This window comes from Marmoricola endophyticus, from assembly GCF_014644415.1.
Taxonomy (GTDB): domain Bacteria; phylum Actinomycetota; class Actinomycetes; order Propionibacteriales; family Nocardioidaceae; genus Marmoricola; species Marmoricola endophyticus.
The window spans coordinates 2483792-2507637 of record NZ_BMKQ01000001.1 but is presented as its reverse complement, the minus strand read 5'-3'; the positions used below and the strand labels follow the sequence as shown (position 1 = coordinate 2507637).

The 23846-nt window shown below is 74.0% G+C and carries 22 protein-coding genes; 5 read left to right on the top strand and 17 right to left on the bottom strand.

All coding sequences use genetic code 11. The features are described from left to right. Positions 1-112: 112 nt before the first annotated feature. From IEX42_RS12295 to topA, 5 genes are all read right to left on the bottom strand, one after another. Complete coding sequence (locus tag IEX42_RS12295) at positions 113-1723, bottom strand: alpha/beta hydrolase (protein ID WP_188780026.1); 1611 nt, start codon at positions 1721-1723, stop codon at positions 113-115. A gap of 39 nt (positions 1724-1762) precedes the next feature. Next, the gene (locus IEX42_RS12290; protein ID WP_188780025.1) at positions 1763-2887 is read right to left on the bottom strand and encodes a DNA polymerase III subunit delta'; all 1125 of its coding nucleotides are present in this window, start codon (positions 2885-2887) and stop codon (positions 1763-1765) included. Beyond that, entirely contained in the window at positions 2884-3495 is a 612-nt protein-coding gene (gene tmk, locus IEX42_RS12285) for a dTMP kinase (protein ID WP_188780024.1), read from the bottom strand. Before tmk ends, IEX42_RS12290 begins: the two co-directional genes overlap by 4 nt. A 143-nt stretch (positions 3496-3638) precedes the next feature. After that, positions 3639-4361, bottom strand: coding sequence for a cutinase family protein (locus IEX42_RS12280; protein WP_188780023.1), 723 nt, complete (start codon positions 4359-4361; stop codon positions 3639-3641). Further along, a complete protein-coding gene (topA, locus tag IEX42_RS12275) occupies positions 4358-7096 on the bottom strand; it encodes a type I DNA topoisomerase (RefSeq protein ID WP_188780022.1) in 2739 nt (912 codons plus the stop codon). Before topA ends, IEX42_RS12280 begins: the two co-directional genes overlap by 4 nt. 260 nt (positions 7097-7356) lie before the next feature. Here topA and IEX42_RS12270 point away from each other — a divergent pair, with 260 nt between their 5' ends. After that, a complete protein-coding gene (locus tag IEX42_RS12270; RefSeq protein WP_188780021.1) occupies positions 7357-7914 on the top strand; it encodes an NADPH-dependent FMN reductase in 558 nt (185 codons plus the stop codon). 7 nt (positions 7915-7921) lie between these two features. Here the strand turns inward: IEX42_RS12270 and IEX42_RS12265 are convergent, their stop codons facing one another. Continuing rightward, on the bottom strand, positions 7922-8479 hold the full coding sequence (locus IEX42_RS12265) for a TetR/AcrR family transcriptional regulator (RefSeq protein WP_188780020.1): 558 nt from the start codon (positions 8477-8479) through the stop codon (positions 7922-7924). Positions 8480-8546: 67 nt separating this feature from the next. On the opposite strand from IEX42_RS12265, the gene IEX42_RS12260 reads away from it, so the two are divergent. Further along, positions 8547-9014, top strand: coding sequence for a YqeB family protein (locus IEX42_RS12260; RefSeq protein WP_188780019.1), 468 nt, complete (start codon positions 8547-8549; stop codon positions 9012-9014). A 34-nt stretch (positions 9015-9048) separates the two neighbouring features. Here the strand turns inward: IEX42_RS12260 and IEX42_RS12255 are convergent, their stop codons facing one another. Beyond that, a complete protein-coding gene (locus tag IEX42_RS12255; protein WP_188780018.1) occupies positions 9049-10503 on the bottom strand; it encodes a DUF7059 domain-containing protein in 1455 nt (484 codons plus the stop codon). A 36-nt stretch (positions 10504-10539) separates the two neighbouring features. Between IEX42_RS12255 and IEX42_RS12250 the strand changes: the two genes are divergently transcribed. After that, entirely contained in the window at positions 10540-11637 is a 1098-nt protein-coding gene (locus IEX42_RS12250; RefSeq protein ID WP_188780017.1) for an epoxide hydrolase family protein, read from the top strand. 51 nt (positions 11638-11688) lie between these two features. Here the strand turns inward: IEX42_RS12250 and IEX42_RS12245 are convergent, their stop codons facing one another. Both IEX42_RS12245 and IEX42_RS12240 read right to left on the bottom strand, forming a co-directional pair. Next, a complete protein-coding gene (locus IEX42_RS12245; protein WP_188780016.1) occupies positions 11689-14055 on the bottom strand; it encodes a sodium-translocating pyrophosphatase in 2367 nt (788 codons plus the stop codon). A 153-nt stretch (positions 14056-14208) separates the two neighbouring features. Next, a complete protein-coding gene (locus tag IEX42_RS12240) occupies positions 14209-14547 on the bottom strand; it encodes an STAS domain-containing protein (RefSeq protein WP_188780015.1) in 339 nt (112 codons plus the stop codon). 128 nt (positions 14548-14675) lie between these two features. Here IEX42_RS12240 and sftH point away from each other — a divergent pair, with 128 nt between their 5' ends. After that, complete coding sequence (gene sftH, locus IEX42_RS12235; protein WP_188780014.1) at positions 14676-17036, top strand: DEAD/DEAH box helicase; 2361 nt, start codon at positions 14676-14678, stop codon at positions 17034-17036. On the opposite strand, the gene IEX42_RS12230 is transcribed toward sftH, so the two are convergent. From IEX42_RS12230 to ssd, 7 genes are all read right to left on the bottom strand, one after another. After that, positions 16997-17365, bottom strand: coding sequence for an Rv3654c family TadE-like protein (locus tag IEX42_RS12230; RefSeq protein ID WP_188780013.1), 369 nt, complete (start codon positions 17363-17365; stop codon positions 16997-16999). The two genes, sftH and IEX42_RS12230, sit on opposite strands and share 40 nt — an antisense overlap. After that, entirely contained in the window at positions 17362-17721 is a 360-nt protein-coding gene (locus tag IEX42_RS12225; protein WP_229660825.1) for a TadE family type IV pilus minor pilin, read from the bottom strand. The genes IEX42_RS12230 and IEX42_RS12225 overlap by 4 nt, the downstream gene beginning before the upstream one ends. Positions 17722-17731: 10 nt before the next feature. After that, a complete protein-coding gene (locus IEX42_RS18170; protein WP_229660824.1) occupies positions 17732-18043 on the bottom strand; it encodes a DUF4244 domain-containing protein in 312 nt (103 codons plus the stop codon). Positions 18044-18374: 331 nt separating this feature from the next. Further along, the gene (locus IEX42_RS12215; protein WP_188780011.1) at positions 18375-19109 is read right to left on the bottom strand and encodes a type II secretion system F family protein; all 735 of its coding nucleotides are present in this window, start codon (positions 19107-19109) and stop codon (positions 18375-18377) included. Further along, complete coding sequence (locus tag IEX42_RS12210) at positions 19106-19888, bottom strand: type II secretion system F family protein (RefSeq protein ID WP_188780010.1); 783 nt, start codon at positions 19886-19888, stop codon at positions 19106-19108. Before IEX42_RS12210 ends, IEX42_RS12215 begins: the two co-directional genes overlap by 4 nt. Beyond that, positions 19885-21060: a TadA family conjugal transfer-associated ATPase gene (locus tag IEX42_RS12205; RefSeq protein ID WP_188780009.1), complete on the bottom strand. Its 1176-nt coding sequence runs from the start codon at positions 21058-21060 to the stop codon at positions 19885-19887. Before IEX42_RS12205 ends, IEX42_RS12210 begins: the two co-directional genes overlap by 4 nt. Further along, on the bottom strand, positions 21057-22151 hold the full coding sequence (gene ssd / locus IEX42_RS12200) for a septum site-determining protein Ssd (protein ID WP_188780008.1): 1095 nt from the start codon (positions 22149-22151) through the stop codon (positions 21057-21059). Before ssd ends, IEX42_RS12205 begins: the two co-directional genes overlap by 4 nt. 126 nt (positions 22152-22277) lie before the next feature. Here ssd and IEX42_RS12195 point away from each other — a divergent pair, with 126 nt between their 5' ends. After that, the gene (locus IEX42_RS12195) at positions 22278-23090 is read left to right on the top strand and encodes an HAD family hydrolase (RefSeq protein ID WP_188780007.1); all 813 of its coding nucleotides are present in this window, start codon (positions 22278-22280) and stop codon (positions 23088-23090) included. Here the strand turns inward: IEX42_RS12195 and eutC are convergent. Then, the gene (eutC, locus tag IEX42_RS12190) at positions 23087-23845 is read right to left on the bottom strand and encodes an ethanolamine ammonia-lyase subunit EutC (protein ID WP_229660823.1); all 759 of its coding nucleotides are present in this window, start codon (positions 23843-23845) and stop codon (positions 23087-23089) included. The genes IEX42_RS12195 and eutC overlap by 4 nt on opposite strands. Position 23846 lies beyond the last annotated feature (1 nt).

Sequence of the window (23846 nt, the reverse complement as noted above, 5' to 3'; positions counted from 1 at the left end):
GGTCGGGCTCGACCACCTGAGGTCGGTCGAGCAGCGAGCACGTCGAGACCCGTCGGGTGGTCGAGCAGCGAGCGCCAGCGAGCGCGTCGAGACCTGCCGCGAACGGGGTCGGTCAGCAGCGCACGCCGTCCTCGGGGACCTTCCCGTCGAGCAGGTAGCCCTCGACCGTGTCGTCGACGCAGGAGTTGCCGCGGTTGAAGCCGGTGTGGCCGTCGCCGTCGCGGCTGACCAGGACGCCCGACTCGAGCTCCTTGGACAGGCTCACGGCCCAGCGGTACGGCGTCGCCGGGTCGCGGGTGGTGCCGACGACCACGATCGGCGGCGCGCCCTTCGCGGTGACCGGACCGAGCTGCTGGCCCTGCACCGGCTTGATCGGCCACGCGTCGCACCCCGCGAGGCTGTAGGCGAAGACCTCGCCGAAGGTCGGTGACGCCTTGCGGAACTCGCCGAAGTAGTCGGGCACCTTCGAGACCGGCACGCCCGAGTCGTCGTCGAGGCAGTTCACGGCGGGGAGCACCTGCGTCGAGTTGTCCTTGTACGAGTTCTGCCCACGCCCGGTGTACTGGTCGGAGAGGGTCAGCAGGCCGGTGCCGTCCCCGTTGAGCGCCTGCGTGAGCGCCTGGGTGAGCAGCGGCCAGTACTGCTGGACGTACAGCGGGAAGAACACGCCGTACAGCGCGTTCCCGGCCTCGAGCTTGCGACCGTTGAGCGCCGTCGGCAGCGGCTTGTCCTCGACGGAGTGGATGAGGTCGCGGACCCGAGTGGTGCCCGCCTCGACGCTGTCGCCGAGCACGCAGTCGCCGCCGGCGACGCAGTCCTTGACGTACGCGCGCAGGGCGGTCTCGAAGCCGCCGGCCTGGCCGAGGTTGAGGTCCTCGTTGGTGAGGTCCTGCGAGATCGCGCCGTCGAGCACCATCCGGCCGACGTGGGTGGGGAACTCGTTCGCGTACTGCGCGCCGATGGTGGTGCCGTACGAGGCGCCGAAGTAGTCGAGATTCGGCTCGTCGAGCACCGCGCGGATCACGTCGAGGTCCTTGACCACCTCGCTGGTGGACACGTGCCGGGCGAGGTCGCCGGACTCCTCGAGGCAGTCGTCGCCGAAGCCCTTGGTGAGCGCGGTGAAGGTCTGCTGCTCGGCCGGGGTGTCCGGGTCGGGGTCCGTGCCGACGTAGCGGTCGGTCTCGGCGGTGTCCATGCACCTCAGCGGCGTCGACTTGCCCACGCCGCGTGGGTCGAAGCCGATCAGGTCGTAGTGCTGGAGCAGCGGCTCGGGCCACGCCGCCGACCCTGCGGACGCGTAGTCCAGTCCCGATCCCCCCGGTCCGCCGGGGTTGACCACGAGCGAGCCGATCTTCTTGCCGCTGGCCGGCACCTTGACCAGCGCGAGCCGGATCGTCTTCGCGTCGGGCGCGGCGTAGTCCAGCGGCACCGTGACGGTCGCGCACTGGTTGCCGCTGCCGCACGCCTTCCAGTCGGCCGCCTGGTCGTAGTACGTCGACAACCCGGCCGGTGCGCTCGGCATCGCACCGCGCGGCTCTCGGGTGGCGGTGGTGGAGGAGGTCGGGTCGTCCGAGCGCAACGCCACGACGGCGTACGCCCCAGCGGCGACCAGGGCGACCACCAGCACGCCCACGACGACGATCGGGAGCCACGGCCGCCTGCGCCGGGTCGGCTCCTCGGGCGCCGGCGGCGGGGTGGCCGGGGTCCAGCCTGTGTCGGACATGTCCTGCACCCTATGCGGGCGCACCTACGTCGACGCCCGTCACCGCAGAGCGACCATCAGCGACTCCAGCGCGGTCAGCGCGGCGACGTTGAACTCCAGCATCTGCTCGCGGGCCTCGAAGATCGCGTCGATGCGGACGAGGTTCTGCTCCGGGGTCGAGTCGCGCGCCAGCGCCTCGACCTGGGTGCGCTGGCCCTCGTTGACCAGGGCGCCCGGCGCACCCACCTGGACCGCGATGGCGTCGCGGTAGACCGACGCGAGGTCCATCAGCCCGCGGTCGACGACGTCGAGGACACGCCGCTTGGCGCGCGTCTTCTGCGCCTTCTCGAGGTCGCGGAGGGCGGGGGCGTACTCCCGGGGACGGCGACCGCGGTCGACGACGCCGTACGCCGCGTCCAGGGACTCCTTCTCCCGCTCGTCGACGCCGACACCGATCGCGTCCGCCTCCTCCTTGGCCAGCGTGTGCAGCCTCTCGGCCTGCTCCAGGCAGGACCCGAGGCCGGTGATCCGCGACGGGATGTCGGTGATGCTGCGGCGGCGCTCGTACGTCTCGTCGTCGGTCGCCAGTGCGCGGGCGCGGCCGATGTGGCCCTGGCTGGCGCGAGCGGAGTACGCCGCCCGCTCCGCTGCGACGCCGGCCGTCGCGGTGAGGAACGCGGCGATGTCGTCGGCCAGCGGCGTGGCCAGCACGACCAGCCGGGTCCGGGACCGGATCGTGGGCAGGACGTCCTCGACGGTGGGGGCGCACAGCAGCCACACGGTGCGGTCGGTCGGCTCCTCGATCGCCTTGAGCAGGGCGTTCGCGGCCTGCTCGGTGAGCCGGTCGGCGTCCTCGACGACGAAGACCTGGTAGCGCCGCCCGACCGGCGAGAGCGCCGCCCGCCGCACGATCTCGCGGACGTCCTCGACACCGATCGAGAGCTTCTCGGTGCGCATCACGGTGATGTCCTCGTGCGACCCCTTCAGCGCGGTGCGGCAGGAGTGGCACTCGCCGCACCCGTCGTACTCGCACTGCAGCGCCGCGGCGAACGCGATCGCGGCGTTGGAGCGTCCGGACCCCGGCGGGCCGGTGAACAGCCACGCGTGGGTCATGTCGCCCTCGCGGGCCCGGCGCAGCGTCGCGACGACGTGCTCCTGACCGACCAGGCGGTCGTACACGCTCATCGGAGGAGCTCCTCGACGCGCGCCCAGACCTGGGCGGCGATCGCCTCGCGGTCGCCCCGCGCGTCGAGCACGAGGTAGTGCTCGGGGTCCGCGGCGGCCAGTGCGAGGAAGTGGTCGCGCACCCGTGTGTGGAAGTCCGCGCCCTCCGCCTCGATCCGGTCCTGCCCCGCCGACCGCGCCTCCGCCGGGGCCACGTCGAGCAGCACGGTCAGGTGCGGCCGCAGGTCGCCGGTGGCCCAGCGCAGCATCGCCTCCAGCCCGTCGTGGGAGGTACGCCCGCCTCCCTGGTAGGCCAGCGAGGAGTCGACGTACCGGTCCGTGACGACCACCGCCCCGCGCGCCAGCGCCGGTCGCAGGACCGTCTCCACGTGCTCGGACTTGTCGGCGGCGTAGAGCAGCGCCTCGGTGCGAGGGTGGATCGTCCCGGTCTCGGGGGCGAGCACGAGGCGTCGGATCTCCGCCCCGACGTCGGTCGCCCCGGGCTCGCGGGTGAGCAGGACGTCGTACGACGTCGACTCGAGCCTGCGCGCCAGGAGCCGCGCCTGGGTCGACTTGCCCGCACCGTCGCCCCCCTCCAGGGCGACGAACAGACCGGTCTCCGCGAGCACGTACCCGAGCCTAGGGCCGGGCGCCGACGATCCCGCCGCGCGTCCCCCCTACGCGTTGAGTGGTGTGTTCTACCGGGTCGAGTGGTGCCTCGTGCAGGTCCGCACCGGTAGAACGCGCCACTCGAGCCTGCAGAACACACCACTCAACGAGGCAGGTGAACGGCACCAGCGATCGCCCGCGCGGTGGCCGGGCGCTCGTAGACGTGGCGGTGGGTCTCGGAGACGCCGCCGACCCGGCCGGTGGGTGGGACGTTGCAGACGTTGTCGCCGGCGACGCAGGCCTCGACGACGTACGGGCGTACCCGGGCGGGGAAGGGCGGGCCGGCGCCGTTGCTGCCGCGCCCGGTGACACGGGTGCCGAGGTGCAGCTCGCGTCCCGCGCCCGCGGGGCGGCGCAGGGGGTCGCCCATGAGGGCGACGAACGCCAGCCGGTGGTCGGTGCGCGCCGCGGCGAGGTGCACCACCTGCGCGCCCTCGCTGAAGCCGACCAGCCCGACCGCGGAGCCGGGGCACCGCCGGGCCAGGCGGTCCAGGTGCCGTTGCACCATCCGTACCCCCGTCGCGACGTCGGCGTCGTACGAGGCCTGCGTCGGCGAGAGCCGGGCCGGGTGGCGCACGGCGACGAGCGAGAGCGACTGCGACGCCGGCAGCCGAGCACCGATCGCCCGCACCACGCCGAGGACCTCGTCGCCGACCCCTTGCGCCTTGCTCGCCGACTGCCCCTGTCCGCGCAGCCCGAGCACGACGAGGTCCGCGCAGCCGTCCGCCGAGGGCGAGGCCGCCCCTCGCGGCCGGTCGAGGTCGGCCGACCCGCACCCCGCGGTCAGCAGCACTGCGACCAGCAGCGCCGCCGCCCGGGGCCTCACGACCTCTTCGCCGCGGCCTTCGTCGTGGTCTTCTTCGCGGCGGCCTTCTTCGCGGGTGACTTCTTCGCCGCGCTCTTCTTGGCCGGCGCCTTCTTCGCCGCCGACTTCTTGGCGCCCTTCTTGGCCGACTTCTTCGCAGGCCCCTTCGCGCGCCGCTCCTCGAGCAGCTCGGCGGCCCGCTCGAGCGTGATCGCCTCGACGGAGTCGTCCTTGCGGAGCGTGGCGTTGTACTCGCCGTCGGTGACGTACTCGCCGAACCGGCCCGCCTTGACCACGACCGGCGCGCCCGAGACCGGGTCGGCACCCAGCTCCTTGAGCGGCGCCTGCGCCGCCGCCCGGCCGCGCTGCTTGGGCTGGGCGTAGATCGCCAGCGCCTCCTCCAGGGTCAGCGTGAACAGCTGCTCCTCCGAGGTCAGCGAGCGGGAGTCCGTCCCCTTCTTGAGGTACGGCCCGTACCGCCCGTTCTGCGCGGTGATCTCGTCGCCCGTCTCAGGGTCGGCCCCGACCACGCGCGGCAGGCTGAGCAGCTTCAGCGCCTCGGCCAGCGTGATCGTGTCCAGCGACATGTCCTTGAACAGCGAGCCGGTGCGCGGCTTCACCTTGGCCTTGCCCTTGGCGTCGTACTCGGACTCCTCGAGCTGCTCGGTGACGTACGGGCCGTAGCGGCCGTTCTTGGCCACGATCGTCCGCCCGGTCTCCGGGTCCTCGCCCAGTGGCGTCTCCTCGCCGGCGGGGTTGGCCAGCAGCTCCTTGGCCTTGGCCACGCTCAGCTCGTCGGGCGGGAGGTCGTCGGGCACGTTGGCTCGCTTCGCGAACGCGGCGCCGTCGTCCCCGGGGCCCTCGACGTACGGCCCGTAGCGCCCGACCCGCAGGTGGATCCCGGAGTCCTCGTCGCCCACGGGGAACGTCGCCATCTGCTTGGGGTCGATGTCGCCGAGCTCGTTGACCAGCGTCTGCAGCCCGACGATGTCCCCGCGCCCGAAGTAGAACTCCGCGAGCTCCTCGTTGCGGTCCTTGCGGCCGCCCGCGATCTCGTCGAGCTTGTCCTCCATCTCGGCGGTGAACTCGTAGGAGATCTGCCGCGGGAAGTGCTCGACCAGGAGGCGTACGACGCTGAACGCCAGCCAGTGCGGGACCAGCGCCGTGCCCTTCTTGTAGACGTAGCCGCGGCCCAGGATCGTGCCCATGATCGCGGCGTACGTCGAGGGCCGCCCGATCTCGCGCTCCTCGAGCTCCTTGACCAGCGTCGCCTCGGTGTAGCGCGCCGGCGGCTTGGTCTCGTGCCCGTCGGCGTTCAGGGCGGCCGCGACCACGGCGTCGCCCTCCTCGACGGCGGGCAGCCGGGTCTCGCGGTCGTCGGCCTCGCCGCCGTCGTCGCGGCCCTCGACGTACGCCTTGAGGAACCCGTGGAAGCTGATCACGCGCCCGCTGGCGGCGAAGACGACGTCCTCGCCGGTCGCGGCGGCACCGCCGAGGCGCACCGAGACGGACTGGCCGGTGGCGTCCTTCATCTGCGAGGCGACGGTCCGCATCCAGATCAGCTCGTAGAGCCGGAACTGGTCGCCGCTCAGCCCGGTCTGCGCCGGGGTGCGGAAGCGGTCGCCCGAGGGGCGGATCGCCTCGTGCGCCTCCTGGGCGTTCTTGACCTTGGAGGCGTACGTCCGCGGCTTGTCGGGCAGGTAGTCGCCGCCGTACAGCTCGCTGACCTGGCTCCGCGCCGCCGACACCGCGGTGTCCGAGAGCGTCGTGGAGTCGGTACGCATGTAGGTGATGAAGCCGTTCTCGTAGAGCCGCTGCGCCACCGACATCGTCGAGGACGCGCTGAACCCGAGCTTGCGCGAGGCCTCCTGCTGCAGCGTCGTGGTGCGGAAGGGGGCGTACGGCTGGCGGCGGTACGGCTTGGCCTCGACCGAGCGCACCTCGAAGGTCGTCTGCTCGAGCCCGGCCACGAGCGCCTCGGCGCCGCGCTGGTCGAGGTGGACGACGTCGTTCTTCGAGCCCTTCAGCTGCCCGTCGGCGCCGAAGCTGCTGCCGGTCGCGACGCGCGCGCCGTCGACGGAGAACAGCCGGCCGGGGAACATCCGCTGCTCGTGCTTCTCCCCGGCGTCGAAGGTGCCCTCGACGTCCCAGTACGACGCGACCCGGAACGCCATCCGCTCACGCTCGCGGTCGACGACCAGACGGGTCGCCACCGACTGCACGCGCCCGGCGGAGAGCCCGGACATCACCTTGCGCCACAGCACGGGCGAGACCTCGTAGCCGTAGAGCCGGTCGAGGATCCGCCGCGCCTCCTGGGCCTCGACGAGGTCCATGTCGAGCTCGCGCGGGTTGTCGGCAGCGGCCTGGATCGCGGCCTTGGTGATCTCGTGGAAGACCATCCGCCGCACCGGCACCTTCGGCTTCAGCTCGTCGAGCAGGTGCCAGGCGATCGCCTCGCCCTCGCGGTCCTCATCGGTGGCGAGGTAGAGCTCGTCGGCGTCCTTGAGCAGGCTCTTGAGCTTGGACACGTGCGACTTCTTGTCGCGCGGCACGACGTAGTAGGGCTGGAACCCGTTGTCGACGTCGATGGCCATCCGGCCCCACGGCTTGTCCTTGATCTTGGCCGGGGTGTCGGCAGCCCCCTGCGGCAGGTCGCGGATGTGCCCGATCGAGGACTCCACGACGTAGTCGTCGCCGAGGTAGCCCCCGATGGTGCGGGCCTTGGCCGGCGACTCCACGATGACGAGCTTGCTCACGGTTGCTGCTTTCTCTTCGACGTACGACGCGCCCTCCCCGCGCCGCACCAGGCGACGTCAACGTAGCGCGACGCCGCGACGAGAATGCCATGCGAGCCCGTCGGGCAGGTCACCGATGCCGCGCCGGGACGGTGTCGCCGCGACCACGCCGTGGTCGAGCAGCGACCGAGCGCCGGCGAGGGAGCGGCGTCGAGACCGCGGCGCTGCACAGGGCACGCCGGGGCGGGAACAACTCGCCGACGGGGACTCTTGCGCGTGCCATGAGCACACCCAAGATCGGAATCGTCCTCGGCAGCATCCGCAAGGGCCGCACCGGCGAGAGCGTCGCCCAGTGGGTCCTGGACCAGGCGAAGCAGCGCGGCGACGCGGACTACGAGCTGGTCGACCTGGCCGACTACGACGTCCCGCTGCTGACCAGCGAGACCGTGCCCGGCGCGGCGAACCGGCAGTACGACGACGCGCACGTCACCCGCTGGGGGCAGAAGATCGACGAGCTCGACGGATTCGTCTTCGTCACCCCGGAGTACAACCACGGCGTGCCCGGCGCCTTCAAGAACGCCTTCGACTCGATCGGCCCGGAGTGGGGCGACAAGGCCCTCGGCCTGGTCGGGTACGGCGCCGACGGCGGCGTCCGCGCGGTGGAGCAGTGGCGCGTGATCGCGGCCAACCTGCACCTGTACGCCGTCCGCGGCCAGGTCAGCCTGTCGCTGTTCACCGACTTCGGGGAGGCCGGCGTCGCGCCGCTGGACCGGCGGCCCGACGAGCTCGCCACCGTCCTCGACCAGGTGGTCGCGCTGACCGGCAAGCTGCGCGGCTGAGAGCCAGTCAGCTCGTCGCCGCCACGCCGCCGAGCAGGGTCCTGACCATCAGCTCGGCGGCGCGGCGCGCGTGTACGGCACCGTCGCGCGCCGCCAACCACCCCCCGAACAGCGCCGCCCACACGTGCACGACCAGCCACTGCGCCGGCAGGTCGGCCGCCAGCGAGCCGTCGTCGAGGCCGCGCTCGACCACGAGCGAGACCGGGTCCCGGTGGCCGACGGCCTCCCACGTCTCGAGGTCGAGCAGCGCGTCGTCGGCGAAGACCAGACCGAGCACCTCGTCCTCGACGAGCATCTCGTGGCACAGCCGCGCCAGGGCCTCGGCGCCCGATCCCTCCAGCACCTCGGCCCGGTCCACGGCCGCACCGAGGCGGATCAGCGCCTCCTCCTCCACCGCGGCGACCAGTTCCGCGCGCCCTGGGAAGTAGCGGTGCAGGGTGGCCCGCCCGGTGCCCGCGGCCGTCGCCACGTCGGCGAGTGTCGCGCGCGAGTCCCTGCCCCAGACCTCGACGGCGGAACGGACGAGGTCGCGGCGGGTGCGCGAGGCGCGCGGCGAGTCGGTCACGTCTGCACCCTAGCCGCGAACGAGACACGCCTTTACCGAAATGAGACACGCGTGTTTCACTGACGTCATGTCCTCCACCCACGTCGGCCTCGACGCTGGCTCCACCGGGTTCCTCGTCGGGGGTTCCGTACTCGTCTGCGGTGCGCTCTCTTTCGTCGTCCCGGGCCTCACCTCGTGGGCCGTCGGGCAGGAGTGGCTGCCCGCGCAGGACCTGCTGCCGACCCTGGAGGACGCGGCTCACGCCGCGCCGTTCGTCGTACGCCTCGGCGTGATGCTGCTGGTCGGCCTCGCTCTCGGGCTGTTCCTGCGCCACGCGTCGCGCACGATCGAGGTGGCCGACTCCGAGCTGTGGGTCGTGGAGGGCGGCAAGCGCACCCGCTGGGGACGTCGCCAGGTCGCGTCGGTCTCCTTGTCCGGGCGCCGAATCTCGTTGCGCGACGCCACCGACGCCGAGCTGGTCGAGGTGTCGCTGGACAGCCCGCCCGCGGACGTACGCCGTGAGCTCGCCGAGCGCGGCTGGCCGCTGGTCGACTAGGGCGCGTCGCTAGATCCATGGCCTGCTACGCGCCCTAGGGCAGCAGGAAGCCCTCGGCGAGGAGCTCCCGGACAGCCGCCACCCGGTCGCCGGGCCCGACCAGCTCTTCCAGCGCGGCGGCGATCTGGCCGAGCGTCAGGTCGCCGTCGCAGGCCCCGACCAGCGCCGCCTCCCCGGTGTCGACGGGGCGCGCACGCCGCACCCCGCGCTGGCGCCGCAGCACGATCCGGTGCGGGTCCTCGGCGCCCGGCTCGGCGTACGACTCCTGCACGACGTCGTCCGCGCGCACCAGCCGCCGGCCGAGCAGCACCTCGTCCGGCTCGCGGAGCGCCTCGATCGCAGCGAAGTGGCGGTCGACCTCGTCGCCGAGCGGCAGCGCGACCTCGTACGGCCAGTCCAGCGCGACGAATCCGGGCTCGGCGTCGGTGCGCCGCAGGCTGATCCAGCCGAAGCCGACCGCCTCCGCCCCCTGCTCCTCGAACCACGACAGCCAGGTGTCGTAGCGGCGCGCGTACTCCGGCGACCCGTGCAGGCCGGCGTCCTTCAGCCACAGCTCGACGTAGGTCGGCAGGTCGGAGACCTCGCGCTGCACCACCCAGGCCTCCACACCCGGGTCGGAGCCCTCCACCCAGGCACCCAGCCGCTCCTCCCACGGCTCGTCGCGCCGGATCATCCAGTTGGCGAGCACCTGGCAGGTGCCGCCCGGGCTCAGCCGGGCGGGGGCACCGCGGACGAGGTCCTCCACCACCCGGTCACCGGGGACCCCGGAGTCGCGGTAGACCAGCCGCTCGTCGGTGGCCGGGGAGATCACGAACGGCGGGTTGGACACGATCAGGTCGAAGAGCTCGTCGCGGACCGGCTCGAAGTACGAGCCCTCCCGCACGTCGAGCCCGACCCCGTTGAGAGCGGCGTTCAGCCCGGTCAGCCACAGCGCGCGCTGGTTGACGTCGGTGGCGACGACCTGCCGGGCGTGGTCCGCGAGGTGGAGCGCCTGCACGCCGCAGCCGGTACCGAGGTCGAGCGCACGGTCGACGGGACGTCGTACGGTCAGCTGCGCCAGCGTCGTCGCCGCCGGGCTGATCCCGAGCACGTGGTCGGGGCCGACCCGGTTCGGCGCCCCGTCCAGCCCGGGGGTGAGGTCGGCGGCGACCCAGAGGTCGCGGTCGTCGGCGGCGTACGGGCGTACGTCGACCCGCGCCGCCACCTCGCCGACGGACTGCTCCAGCAGCCCCGCGGCGCACAACCGGTCGACCAGGCCCGGCAGCGCGGCCTCGGCGTCGGCGAGCGGGACGGGCAGCTGGAGCGGCCAGAGTCGCACGAGCGTGTCCAGCGGCCCCCCGGCGCGGGTCGCCCGCTCCCCCGGCGTCGTCTCGTTGCGCGCCAGCGCGGCGTGGGCGTCGGGCCCGAGCAGCGCGGCCACCGCGTCGTAGGTGTAGTCGGCCGTCGTCAGGGCCGAGGCCAGCGGCTCGGCGTAGTCCAGGGAGCGCACCCCCCGACCCTAGGGCGCCGCCTAGGGTCGGGGACCATGGAGCCGTTCCGCATCGACGTCGCGCAGGCCGACCTCGACGACCTGGCCGACCGGGTACGCCGCACCCGCTGGACGCGCGACCTCGGACACCGCCCGTGGGAGCGCGGCGTCCCGAGCGACGTGCTGCGCGCGCTGGCGGCGTACTGGGTCGAGGGGTACGACTGGCGCGCCGCCGAGGAGCGGATCAACGCCGTGCCCGGCTTCCGGACCGAGGTCGACAGGCAGAGCGTCCACCTGCTGCACCAGCGCAGCGCCGACCCCGGCGCGGTGCCGCTGGTCCTCACCCACGGCTGGCCGGGGGCGGTGTGGGAGTTCCTGCCCGTGCTCGACCGGCTGACCGCCGCCGGGCCCGGGGCGGTGCACGCGGTGGTGCCGGCGCTGCCCGGCTACGGCTGGTCCTCGCCGCTGGCCGGGGAGGGATGGACCGTCGACCGGGTCGCGCGGGCGTGGATCGCCCTGATGGACGAGCTCGGCTACGACCGGTTCGCTGTCCAGGGCGGCGACTGGGGGTCGGCGGTCTCGCGACAGGTCGCCGTCCTCGCCCCCGACCGGGTCGTCGGGCTGCACCTGAACATGCTGATGCAGCGCGAGCCCGACAGCGAGCCCCTCGACGACACCGAGCGCCGCCACCGCGAGCGGATGGCCTGGTTCCGGCGCGAGGGCCGCGGCTACAACGTCCTCCAGGCGACCCGCCCGGACACCGTCGCCCACGCGCTCGGCGACTCGCCGGTCGGTCTGCTGGCGTGGGTGCTGGAGAAACTGCACGACTGGACCGACCCCTCGAGCGCGTACGGCGGCATCGACCGCGACACGCTGCTCACGCTCGTGACGACGTACTGGCTCACCGACACGGCCGGGTCGTCCGCGCAGCTGTACTGGGAGCGCCAGCACCACCCGATGCGCGACGAGCCGGTCAGCGTGCCGACGGCCTTCGCGGTCTTCGCCCACGACATCCTGCCGCCGCTGCGCCGGGTCGCCGAGGAGACCCACCGGGTCGTCCGCTGGCGGGAGCACGACGCAGGCGGCCACTTCGCGGCACTGGAGCAGCCCGAGGTCTTCGTGAGCGACGTACGGGAGTTCGTCGCCGACCTGTAGGCGTACGACGGCCCCGCACCCGGGCGGGTACGGGGCCGACGGACGACGGCGCTACTTCACCGGCGCCGGCTCGGCGTCGTCGATGGCCACCTCGCCACGCTTGGAGAGGTAGACCACCACCGCGATGATCACCACGGCCACGACGGCGATGAGGATGCGCACCGCGTCGTTGGAGTCGTTGCCCACGGAGAGGCTGACGACGGCGGAGGCGATCAGCAGCGAGACCAGGTTCATCACCTTGATCAGCGGGTTGATCGCCGGTCCGGCGGTGTCCTTGAACGGGTCGCCGACGGTGTCGCCGATGATCGTGGCCTCGTGGGCCGAGGACCCCTTGCCACCGTGGTGGCCGTCCTCGACGACCTTCTTGGCGTTGTCCCAGGCACCACCGGAGTTGGCCAGGAACACCGCCATCAGCGTGCCGGTGCCGATCGCGCCGGCGAGGAAGCCCGCCAGCGCCGCGACGCCCAGGCCGAAGCCGACCGCGATGGGGGCGAGCACCGCGAGCACGCCGGGCGTGATCAGCTCGCGCAGCGAGTCCCGGGTGACGATGTCGACGACCCGGCCGTACTCCGGACGGCCGGTGCCCTCCATGATCCCGGGGATCTCGCGGAACTGGCGGCGCACCTCGTACACCACCGCGCCGGCGGCGCGGGCGACGGCGTTGATGGCCAGCCCGGAGAACAGGAAGACCACGGCGGCACCGAGCAGCACGCCGACGAGCGTTGCCGGGTTGAAGACGAAGAACTCCAGCAGCGTGCCCGTGAGGTCCTGCGCCTGCCCCGGGTCGGTGACGTCGCGACCGATCTCCTGCAGCTTGTCGAAGACCGAGGTGGCGTACGACCCGAACAGCGCGGTCGCCGCGAGCACGGCCGTGGCGATCGCGATGCCCTTGGTGATCGCCTTGGTGGTGTTGCCGACCGCGTCGAGCTCGGTGAGGATCTGCGCGCCCTCCTCCTGGACGTCGCCGGACATCTCCGCGATGCCCTGGGCGTTGTCGGAGACCGGGCCGAAGGTGTCCATCGCGACGATCACGCCGACCGTGGTGAGCAGCCCGGTGCCGGCCAGGGCCACGGCGAACAGCGAGACGGTCAGCGAGGCGCCGCCGAGCAGGAACGCCCCGAACACGGCGGCGCCGATCACCAGGGTGGTGTAGACGGCCGACTCGAAGCCGACCGAGAGGCCGGAGAGGATCACGGTCGCGGCACCGGTCAGCGACGTGCGCCCGACGTCCTTGACCGGGCGGTAGTCGGTGCCGGTGTAGTAGCCGGTCAGCGCCAGGATCGCGGCGGCCATCACGATGCCGATGACGACGGCGGAGGCGGCGATGATCGCGGGGTTGCCGCCGATGCTGCCCTCGGTGATCTGGTCCAGCACGGTGGCGCGGACGTCGAGGTCGTCGAAGCTGAACGGCAGGAAGACGAAGGACAGCACCACGCAGGCGACCGCCGAGACGGCCGCGGAGATGTAGAACGCGCGGTTGATGGTGACCAGGCCGTTCTCACCGGTGCGAGGACGGCACAGGTAGACGCCGAGCACGGCGGTCAGCGCACCGATCGCGGGGATCAGCAGCGGGAAGACCAGACCCTTCTCACCGAAGGCCTGAGAGCCGAGGATCAGCGCGGCGACGAGGGTGACGGCGTACGACTCGAACAGGTCGGCGGCCATGCCGGCGCAGTCGCCCACGTTGTCGCCGACGTTGTCGGCGATGGTGGCGGCGTTGCGAGGGTCGTCCTCGGGGATGTTCTGCTCGACCTTGCCGACGAGGTCGGCGCCGACGTCGGCGGCCTTGGTGAAGATGCCGCCGCCGACCCGCATGAACATCGCCAGCAGCGCGGCACCGAAGCCGAAGCCCTCCAGCACGTCGGGGGCCTCGTCACCGAAGGCGAGCACCACGATCGAGGCACCGAGCAGGCCGAGGCCGACGGTCAGCATCCCGACGGTCGCGCCGGTGCGGAAGCCGATCCGCATGGCCGGCTCGCGCCCCTCGGCCTCGGCGGCGGCGGCCACGCGCAGGTTGGCGCGCACGGCCAGCGACATCCCGAGGTAGCCCACGGCCGCGGAGAACCCGGCGCCGACGAGGAAGAAGATCGAGCGGAAGATCCGTACGCCCCAGTCGTCGGCCGGGAGCGCCAGCAGCAGGAGGAACGCCACGCCGGCGAAGATCCCCAGCGTGCGGAACTGACGGTTGAGGTAGGCGTTCGCACCCTCCTGCACCGCCTGCGCGATCGTGCGCATGTTCTCGGTGCCCTCCGCGGCGGAGAGCACCTCCTGACGGAACATCGCACCGAGCCCGAGCGCGGCCAGCGCGATGAGGGCGACGACGATGACGAGGACGAGGTTGAGCCCGTCGAGGTGGACGATCCCAGGGACGGGTGCGACGCCCGCTCCCGAGATCTGGCCGAGCAGGTGCGCGGTCATGGGTCTCCTTGGGTCTGGCGAGGCCCCCGAGACGGACCCCGCGTACGACGTGAGCTACGCCGCGCCGGAGTCTACGACGAGACACCCCCCGCCGTGACCAGGGTCACGTCGGTGTCTCACAGGTGACAGCGGACCGTCGGATGCGCCGTCGGCTCAGCCGGCGGTGAGCGCGGCGTCCTGCGAGGCGTGGATCGTGAAGACCTTCGCCAGACCGGTGATGCGGAAGATCTTCAGCAGCCGCTCGCGGGTGCACACGATCTCCATCGAGCCGCCCTCGACGCGTACCTTCTTCAGCCCGCCGACGAGCACGCCGAGGCCGGTGGAGTCGAGGAACTCGACGCCGTCCATGTCGATGACGAGGTGGTGACGGCCCTCGGCGACGAGCTGGGCGATCCGGTCCCGCAGCTTGGGCGCGGTGTAGACGTCGATCTCACCCGAGACGGACACGACGGTGACGTCGCCGCTCTCGTGGCTGTCGAGCACTAGATCCACGGTGCATCCCCCTGTGAGTGGATCGGGACGGTGGCCGCACCCCACTTCTCGCCGGCAGGACCGAGAAGCATTCAACCACCAGTGGGCGGTTCGGAACACCGGGTCGACGGAACTGGCACACTCCCCCGGTGTCCCGGCGTCCAGGCTCTCCCGCGCCCGCGGTGGCACTGGACCGGCTGACCGCCCGTGCCGACCGCGCCGAGAGCCTGCGCCACGTGGAGGTCGTCCCCGCCCGGGAGGCCCGTTCGACCGACTGGCCGGACTGGCTCGCCGAGCCGCTCCGGAGCGCGTGGGCCGAGCGCGGGATCCCACGTCCGTGGGAGCACCAGCGGCGGGTCGCGGACCTGGCGTACGACGGCACCCACGTCGTCGTCGCGACCGGTACGGCCTCGGGGAAGTCGGTCGGCTACCTCGCGCCCGCGCTGACCCGGGTGCTGCAGGCGCGCGGGCCTCGGGGCCAGCGGGGTGCGGCGGTCCTCTACCTCTCGCCCACCAAGGCGCTCGCGCGCGACCAGCTGTCCGCGCTCGACGCGCTGGGCACCGGCGTGCGCGCGTCGACCCACGACGGCGACTCCACCCCCGACGAGCGGGCGTGGACCCGCGACCACGCGGAGTACGTCCTCACCAACCCCGACATGCTGCACCGCTCGCTGCTGCCGGGTCACGAGCGCTGGTCCCGGTTCTGGAGCTCGCTGGAGATGGTGGTGGTCGACGAGTGCCACCACTACCGCGGGGTGTTCGGCGCGCACGTCGCCCAGATCCTGCGACGCCTGCGGCGGGTGTGCGCGGCGTACGGCTCGAGCCCCACCTTCGTGCTCGCCTCGGCCACTGTCGCCGAGCCGGAGACCACCGCCCGACGCCTGACCGGGCTCGAGGTCGTGCCGGTCAGCGACGACGCGTCGCCGCGGGGCGAGACCACGATCGCCCTGTGGCAGCCGCCGTTCTCCGGCCTGGCCGGGGAGAACGGCGCACCGGTACGACGCTCCAGCGGCGCCGAGACCGCGGACCTGCTGACCGACCTCGTCGTCTCGGGTGTCCGCACGCTGGCCTTCGTGCGGTCCCGGCAGGGCGCGGAGACGGTGGCGCTCACGGCACGCCGGCACCTCGGTGAGGTCGACCCCTCGCTGTCGGGGCGCGTGGCGGCGTACCGCGGTGGCTACCTGCCCGAGGAGCGGCGCGAGCTCGAGACCGCACTGCGGTCCGGCGCCTTGGTGGGGATGGCGGCGACGAACGCCCTGGAGCTGGGGATCGACGTCTCCGGGCTCGACGCGGTCGTGGTCGCGGGCTTCCCCGGCACCCGGGCCGCCCTGTGGCAGCAGTTCGGCCGGGCGGGTCGCGAGGCCGGGGACGCGCTGGCGGTGTTCGTCGCCCGGGACGACCCGCTGGACACCTACCTGGTCGACCACCCCGCGGCGCTGATCGGCGCCCCGGTCGAGGCAACGGTGTTCGACCCCGAGAACCCGTACGTCCTCGGACCGCACCTGTGCGCCGCCGCGGCCGAGATCCCGCTCACCGAGGAGGCGCTGCCACTGTTCGGCGAGCGTGCCCGCGAGGCCGTCGACGCCCTCACCGCCGGCGGGCTGCTGCGCCGCCGACCGCGCGGCTGGTTCTGGACCGACCGGCGCCGGGCCGGCGACCTGGCCGACATCCGCGGCACCGGCGGCCCACCGGTGCAGCTGGTCGAGGCAGGTACGGGTCGGGTGCTCGGCTCGGTCGACGCCGGGTCGGCGCACGGCACGGTCCACGAGGGGGCGGTCTACCTGCACCAGGGCGAGACCTGGGTCAGCGAGGCGCTCGACGTGGACGAGCACGTCGCCGTTCTCCGCCGCGAGCAGCCAGGGTGGACGACCTCGGCGCGGGAGCTCGTCGACATCGCGATCCTCGACGAGCAGCAGCACACCACGTGGGGGGACGCGCGGCTCAGCCTCGGCGGGGTACGGGTCGCACACCAGGTGGTCTCGTACCTCCGGCGGAGCACGCCCGGCGGCGACCTGCTGGGCGAGGAGCCGCTGGACCTGCCCGAGCGGACGCTGGACACCACCGCCGTGTGGTGGACCGTCCCCGCCGAGCGGCTCACGCCGGTGCTCGACCGCGCCGACCTGCCCGGCGCGGCCCACGCGGCCGAGCACGCCTCGATCGGCCTGCTGCCGCTCTTCGCGACCTGCGACCGCTGGGACATCGGCGGCGTCTCCACCGCGATCCACCCGGACACCGGGATGCTCACCGTGTTCGTGTACGACGGCCACCCCGGCGGTGCCGGGTTCGCCGAGCGGGGGTACGCCGTGGCCGCCGCCTGGCTGCGCGCCACCCAGGAGACGATCCTGTCCTGCCGGTGCGCCGAGGGCTGCCCCTCGTGCGTGCAGTCGCCCAAGTGCGGCAACCAGAACAACCCGCTCGACAAGGCCGGCGCGGTGCGGCTGCTCGACCTCCTGCTCGAGCACGCACCCGATCACGACCCGTCCTCCGAGGCGGGCCCCGCGCGGGCCTGACCGGGCAGCGTCCAGCGACGGCCGCCGATCGCACCCGAGCGCACCTCGACGGCCACGACGACCTCCTGGCCCCGGACGGTGCACGAGACCAGCCGGGCACCGTTGCTCGTGGCCACCCGCGCCGCGGCCATACAGCCGTCGGCCGCGTCCTGCAGCGCCGACGCCCCGGCGAGCGCGGCGAGGTCGGCCGCCGCCTGCGCCCGCCGGTGGCCGGCGACGAGGGCCGTCATCCCTGCCGCCGTCAGCGCCACGACCGCCAGCAGGGCGACCAGCGCCACCGTGAGCACCGAGGCGGCGCCGCGCTCGCCGCGCCCGGAGCCTCCCCTCACGTGCCCAGCTCCTTCAGCGCCACGGCCTCCGCGCGCACCCGCACCGTCGGGAGGGCACCGAAGACGCCGCCGGGGCCCCGCACGGGCGCGACCACGACGCTGCGGACGGTCGTGCCCGTCGCGTCGGTACGGACGCTCGCCCCGCCGGGTGCGACGCGGCGCGCCAAGGCGACGGCGGTGCCCTGACTCTCACCGCGGGCCAGGGCCCGAGCGGCCTCGCGCGAGGCGTCGACCACCCGGACCTGGGCCACACCGAGGCTGACCAGCCAGGCCAGCGCGACCGTGACCAGCACGAGGACGGGCAGGACGACCGCTGCCTCGGCGGTCACCGCACCCCGCTCGTCCCGCCGCCGCACCCGGCGCACCTCAGAACCCGAGCAGGGAGATCACGTGCTGGAAGGCGGTGCCCAGGATCTTGTCGCCCCAGCTGCTCGTGAGCAGCTTGAACAGCAGCGCACCGAAGGCGACGGCCGCGCCGGTGACGACGGTGTACTCGGCGGTCGTCGTCCCGGCCTCGTCGTGCTCGGGCACCTGCTCCTGCTCGTACTCCGGCATCGACACCAGCCGCAGGTGCGGCCGCCCTCGCCGACGGCCGCCCGGGCCGCGGCGTCGCTCCCGCCCGCTCTCCTGCGGACCGCCGCCGGCGCCCTCGTCCAGGGCCTCGTTGCTCGTCGTCATGACCTGCTCCTCGCTCTCCGGGCCCCGCCTGCCGGGACCGCCGAGCACGACGATCGCCGGGATCGCGGACCACCGCCGACGACGTCCTGCGTCCCGTGGACAACCCCTCGAGCGAGCGGGGTTGTGGGTCCGGAACGGATCGCTCGCCGGGCGTGCCGGACGGGTGCCGCCGTGGCCGGCGGACGACGTCGCCTGCGGGTCGCGGGCCCACACTGACCCGCAGGCGATCGGGTACGTGGCGGCACGACGCCACCGCGAGCACCGTGCCGGACCGGGCCCGCGACAGCGAGGTCGCCGCCCACGTCAACCGGCACCGGAGCGCCGAGACGGGTCAGCCGAGCAGCACGAGGCCGCCGACCAGCCCGGCGACCAGCGGCACGATCCCGAGCAGCACGAAGGCCGGGAGGAAGCAGGCACCGAGGGGTGCTGCCGCCTTGGTCGAGACCGACCGGGCGCGGGCCTCGACCTCGGCCCCCCGTCGCTCCCTCAGCTCGTCGGCCAACCGGCGGCCGGCGGCGCTCACCGACGCACCGGACCGTGCGGCGCGGTCGAGTGCCCGGCCGAGCGGGCCGAGCTCGGGGTGGGCGGCCACCTCACGCCAGACGGCCACCGGATCGGCCCCGAGCGCGATCCGGTGACGGATCGCTCCGAGCTCCTCGGCCACGGGGCCACCCAGGGCGTCGCCCACCAGGCCGAGGCCCTGCGCGGGGGCCGCTCCCGCCTCCAGCACGGTGACCAGCAGGTCGACCGCGCCCGGCAGGTCTGCCCGCAGCCGCTCGCGACGGTTGAGGACGGCCGCACTCTCGATGCCGCCCAGCACCCGCCAGACGACGACCGCCGCAGCCGCCCCGGCCGCCACACCCACCAGGCCACCCAGGAACGCCCACACCCCCGCGGCGACGACGGAGCACACGGGGCCGCGCGCCCGGTGCAGCAGCGGACGCCCCTCGCCCGCGTCCAGGACCCGCTCGGTCTCCGCGCCGGAGGAGAGCCGAGGCCGTGGTGGGAGGACGAGCAGCAGTGCCAGCGCCCCGAAAGCGGCCGCGAGCCAGGCGAGCACGCTCACGCCGCCAGCACCGAGGCCGAGATCCGCTGCAACCAGCTCAGTCCGGCCAGGCTGAGGCCGGCGCCGACGGCGAGGCAGGCGAGACCCGGCGTCGTACCGGTCAAGAAGCCCCACGGGTCGGCACCCAGGCCGGACCCGGCGAGCACGAAGAACACCGGCAGGCCGGCCATGATGCGTGCGGTGGCCCAGGCCGACGCGAGCTCCGCGGCGACCATGCGGGAGGTACGACGCCGGTCCCGCACCCCGTCCGCGACGCGTCCGAGTGCGCCGGCCAGCCCCGCGCCGGAGCGCTCGGCGACCTGCCAGGCCGCGGCGACCAGCCGGAGGTCGGCGTACCCCGGCCGGGCAGCGAGGTCACGCATCGCCGCGGGGACGTCCGCGCCGAGACGAGCGGCAGCGGCGACCGGGGCGAGGTCGGGGAAGTCGGCGCCGGCCTGCTCGAGGGCCGTACGGGGCGGGGTCCCGACGGTGAGGTCACCGGCGAGCGCGTCGCAGTAGTCCAGCACCCGCACCGCCCGGACCTCGGCGTCACGGTCCTGCCGGCGGCGGGCGACGAGACGCCAGCCCAGCCAGACGGTCACCACCACGATCACGGCCAGCACCAGCCCCCGCCCGTGGAGCAGCAGACCGCCCGGGACGAGCGCGAGCACCGCACCGGACCGCAGCGGCGGCGCACCGTGGCCGGCCCGTCCGCCGGCGTCCCGCCGGCGACGGGGAGGGAGGACGAGCAGGAGCGCCCCGGCGACCGCGAGACCGGCGACCACCGCCTGGGGGGTCATCGTCCGAGCCGGGCGGCGAGGGCCTCGGCGGCCGGCCCCGGTTGCCACCCGGCCCCCGTGACGCGGCCCGCCACCTCGACGCGCGACCCCGCGCCGTCGCGACGCAGCAGACCGATCTCACGCACGCCACGTCGCCCACCCGCACCTCGACCGAGGTGGACCACGACGTCGACCGCCGACACGAGCTGGCTGTGCACCGCCGCCAGCGGCATCCCGGCCGCGAGCGCGAGACCCTCGACCCGGCTCGGCACGTCGGTCGCGGAGTTGGCGTGGACGGTCGCGCACCCGCCCTCGTGGCCGGTGTTCATGGCGGCCAGCAGGTCGGTGATCTCGGCGCCGCGGACCTCGCCGACCACCAGCCGGTCCGGGCGCATCCGCAGCGCCTGCCGGACCAGGTCGCGCAGCGTGATCTCGCCGGCGCCCTCGACGTTGGGTGGCCGCGCCTCCAGGCCCACGACGTGCGGGTGGTCGGGCCGCAGCTCCGAGGAGTCCTCGACGAGGACTATCCGCTCCCCCGGCGGGACGCGGCCCAGGAGCGCGCCGAGCACCGTCGTCTTGCCCGTACCCGTGCCGCCGCTGACGAGGAAGGCGCAGCGCTGCCGCACCACCTCCGCCAGCAGCTCGGCCACCTCCTCCGGCAGCGCCTGGGCGCCGACCAGCTCCTCGAGGGTGAACGCCCGCGCACGCGGCACCCGGAGCGACAGCACGGTGCCCGGCCGCGAGACCGGGGCGAGCACGGCGTGGAAGCGGGTGCCGTCGGGCAGCCGGAGGTCGACGTACGGCGTGGCGTCGTCCAGCCTCCTGCCACCCGCAGCGGCGAGCCGCTGCGCGAGCCGGCGCACGGCCTCGTCGTCGGCCATCCGCACCCCGGTGAGCTCCAGCCCGCGTCCCCGGTCGACGTAGACCGCCGACGGCCCGTTGACCAGTACGTCCGTCACCCCCTCGGCGCGCAGCAGCGGCTCCAGCGGGCCCGCCCCGAGCACGTCGCGCCGCAGCGCGTCGTGCACGGCGAGCACGGTGGCGTCCCCGACGGGTCGACCCTCCCCGCGCAGCGCGACCGCGACCCGCTCGGCGGTCAGCGGAGCGCCCTCACGGGCGAGGCGGTCCCGCACGCGGTCGACGAGGGTCGGATCGGCCGGGCCCGCGCCCACACCGGGCGAGGCGGTGCTCATGCGGCGACCCTCAGGCCTGCGATCGTGGCGGCGACCTCGGCGGCGGCCCGCGCGAGCGGACCACGGCGGGCCCTCAGCGGGCCTGCGCCGAGGTCGATCGCCTCGTCCAGCCCTCGCTGGTCGGTCATCGCCACGACGGCGTCGGCGCCCAGCAGCCGCCCGACGTGGTCGGCGGAGACGCCGCCAGTGCCGCGGACCACCACGTGGAGGTCGGCCGAGTGCCCGCGCAGCCGGGTCGCCGTGCGCGACGCGGAGGTCACCGCGGCCACCGTGCACCCGGTGACCAGGACCACCCGGTGGCACCGGGCCAGGGCCTCGTCGGTGGCCTGCCCTGGGTGGCGGGGGAGGTCGAGCACGGTGGTGTCGTGGCCGCGGCAGCCGGCCGAGAGCACCTCGCGCATCGCGAAGGGCTGCAGCACGGGCTGTGGCAGTGCAGGGCCGTCCGGCACGACCGCGGCCGGCCCGGCGGGCGCGGGCCACCCGAGCACGGCCACGCCGCGCCGCGTCGGGAGCGCCTCCTTCAGCGCCCTGGCGCTGAGCCGGCCGGTCGAGCTGACCAGCGAGTCCCAGCGCACCCCCTTCTCGGACTCGGCCCCGAGCACCCGGTCGACCCCGGCACCCCAGGGGTCGGCGTCGACGAGCAGCGTCGAGCCCGACGCGGCCAGGCTCTGGGCCAGCGCGCACGCGAACACGGTCGCTCCTGCTCCTCCCGACCCACCGAGCACCCCGACGAGTCGCCCCTGCGCGGCCGCCGTGGCGTCACCGGCGTCGGTCAGCATCTCGACCAGCCACCCCTCGGAGACCGGTAGCGCGGCCAGCGTCTCGGCCCCGATCTCGAGCGCCCACTTGAACAGGTGGTCGGGGACCGGTGAGTGCCCGACGACGTACACCTGAGGCCTCCGGGGCGGGCCGGCCTGCGAGAGCGGTTCCGCCAGGTCCGCCCCCACGAGCACCGGACCCGCCCCGGACCACGACCGCAGCGCGTCGCCGACCTCCCGCACCACCACTGGCTCGACGCCGGCCGCAGCGGCCAGGCGCACCACCTCGGCGGTCAGCAGGTCGTCTCGGGTCACGAGCAGCGCAGCGGTCATGGCGTGCAGGCTGCCTCGGCCCGGGAACGGACGACGCCCGACGAGCGGCTACCTGTGGACAGGCGCCGGAGCGGCCGCGCCTGTGGATCCGCAACGGACGTCGGTGCGCGGATCTAGGATCGGGTCATGCCCACGGGGCCCTCAGGACCGACCGCAGCGTTCTTCGACCTGGACAAGACGATCATCGCCACGTCCAGCACCATGGCGTTCTCGCGCCCGTTCCAGGCCGGCGGGCTGATCAGCCGCAGGGCGATGCTGCGCAGCGTCTACGCCCAGTTCGTCTACACCGTCGGCGGCGCCGACCACGACCAGATGGAGAAGATGCGGCGCTTCCTCTCCGAGCTCTGCGCCGGGTGGGACGTCGCGACCATCAACGAGATCGTCGCCGAGACGCTGCACACGGTCGTCGACCCGCTGGTCCACGACGAGGCGGTCGCCCTGATCGACCACCACCACTCGTTGGGTCACGACGTCATCATCGTGTCCGCCTCGGGCTCGGAGCTGGTGGAGCCGATCGGCGCGATGCTCGGCGCCGACCGGGTGGTCGCGACGCGGATGGAGATCGCGGACGGCCGCTACACCGGAGACATCGCGTTCTACGCCTACGCGGAGAACAAGGCCGTGGCGATGCAGGAGCTGGCGGGGGAGATCGGCTACGACCTCGCCGACTGCTTCGCCTACTCCGACTCGATCACCGACGTCCCCATGCTCGAGGCCGTCGGCCACCCCCACGCCGTCAACCCCGACCGCGACCTGCGCCGGGTCGCCGGTGAGCGCGGCTGGCCGGTGCTGACCTTCGACAGGCCGGTCGCCCTGCGCAGCCGGGTACGCCTGCCGCCGGCGCGCCCGACGCTGACCGCCCTCGCCGTCGGGGCCGCCGTCGCCGCCGGCGGGGTGGCGTACGCCGGCGTCCGGCGCCGCGCTGCCGGGCGGGGCTAGGCGCCGCCGCCGTCCACCGCGGCCACCGCCCGCGAGCTGTCTTTCAGCGCGATCCCGGACCGCCCGAGCTCGCGCGCCCCTGCGACCAGTGCCGTCACCACGGAGGCTGCGGCGTCGTACCCCATGCCTTCGGGCGGGTGGATGTTCGACAGGCAGTTGCGGTCGGCGTCACTCAGACCCGGTCGCGGTCGGTGGGTGAGGTAGATCCCGAGGCTGTCGGCGACCGAGAGGCCCGGCCGCTCGCCGATCACGACCACCAGCGTGTCGACCCCCATCGCCTGCCCCACGTGGTCCCCCAGGCCGACCCGGGCCTGGGTGGCGATCACCGGCGGCGCGACGGAGTACGTCGCCCCGAGCCGCTCGACGAGAGCGGCCATCAACCCTGGCCCGTGGGCGGCCAGCGCGCGCGGCGACAGCCCGTCGGCCAGGACGATCCCCACGTCGGCGTCGGAGGCCGGGACCGCTGAAAGGCCCGCGGGCCGGCGCCCCAGGTCCGGCCGACGCAGGTACTCCCCTCTCGAGCCTGCGCAGCTGCTCACCTGTGCGACGTCACCGAGGTCGAGTTCGCCGAGCGCCGCGACGAGCCCGTCGACGTCCAGTGGCTCGTGGACCGCGTCACGGGCAGCCGCGTGAGCGGCACGGAACTCCAGCACCCGCCGAGTGGGCAGCGAGCTCCCCGACCGCCCCAGGCCGATGCGCGCCTGGGTCAGTCCTCGCAGCGGCTCCCACGGGTCGGCCGCAGGCCGCTCGGGCACG

Coding starts and splice junctions, on each gene's coding strand:
- IEX42_RS12295 (WP_188780026.1), bottom strand. CDS start 1,723: ATGTCCGACACAGGCTGGACCCCGGCCACCCCGCCGCCGGCGCCCGAG.
- IEX42_RS12290 (WP_188780025.1), bottom strand. CDS start 2,887: ATGAGCGTGTACGACCGCCTGGTCGGTCAGGAGCACGTCGTCGCGACG.
- IEX42_RS12270 (WP_188780021.1), top strand. CDS start 7,357: ATGAGCACACCCAAGATCGGAATCGTCCTCGGCAGCATCCGCAAGGGC.
- IEX42_RS12260 (WP_188780019.1), top strand. CDS start 8,547: ATGTCCTCCACCCACGTCGGCCTCGACGCTGGCTCCACCGGGTTCCTC.
- IEX42_RS12250 (WP_188780017.1), top strand. CDS start 10,540: ATGGAGCCGTTCCGCATCGACGTCGCGCAGGCCGACCTCGACGACCTG.
- IEX42_RS12245 (WP_188780016.1), bottom strand. CDS start 14,055: ATGACCGCGCACCTGCTCGGCCAGATCTCGGGAGCGGGCGTCGCACCC.
- IEX42_RS18170 (WP_229660824.1), bottom strand. CDS start 18,043: ATGACGACGAGCAACGAGGCCCTGGACGAGGGCGCCGGCGGCGGTCCG.
- IEX42_RS12210 (WP_188780010.1), bottom strand. CDS start 19,888: ATGACCCCCCAGGCGGTGGTCGCCGGTCTCGCGGTCGCCGGGGCGCTC.
- IEX42_RS12205 (WP_188780009.1), bottom strand. CDS start 21,060: ATGAGCACCGCCTCGCCCGGTGTGGGCGCGGGCCCGGCCGATCCGACC.
- ssd (WP_188780008.1), bottom strand. CDS start 22,151: ATGACCGCTGCGCTGCTCGTGACCCGAGACGACCTGCTGACCGCCGAG.
- IEX42_RS12195 (WP_188780007.1), top strand. CDS start 22,278: ATGCCCACGGGGCCCTCAGGACCGACCGCAGCGTTCTTCGACCTGGAC.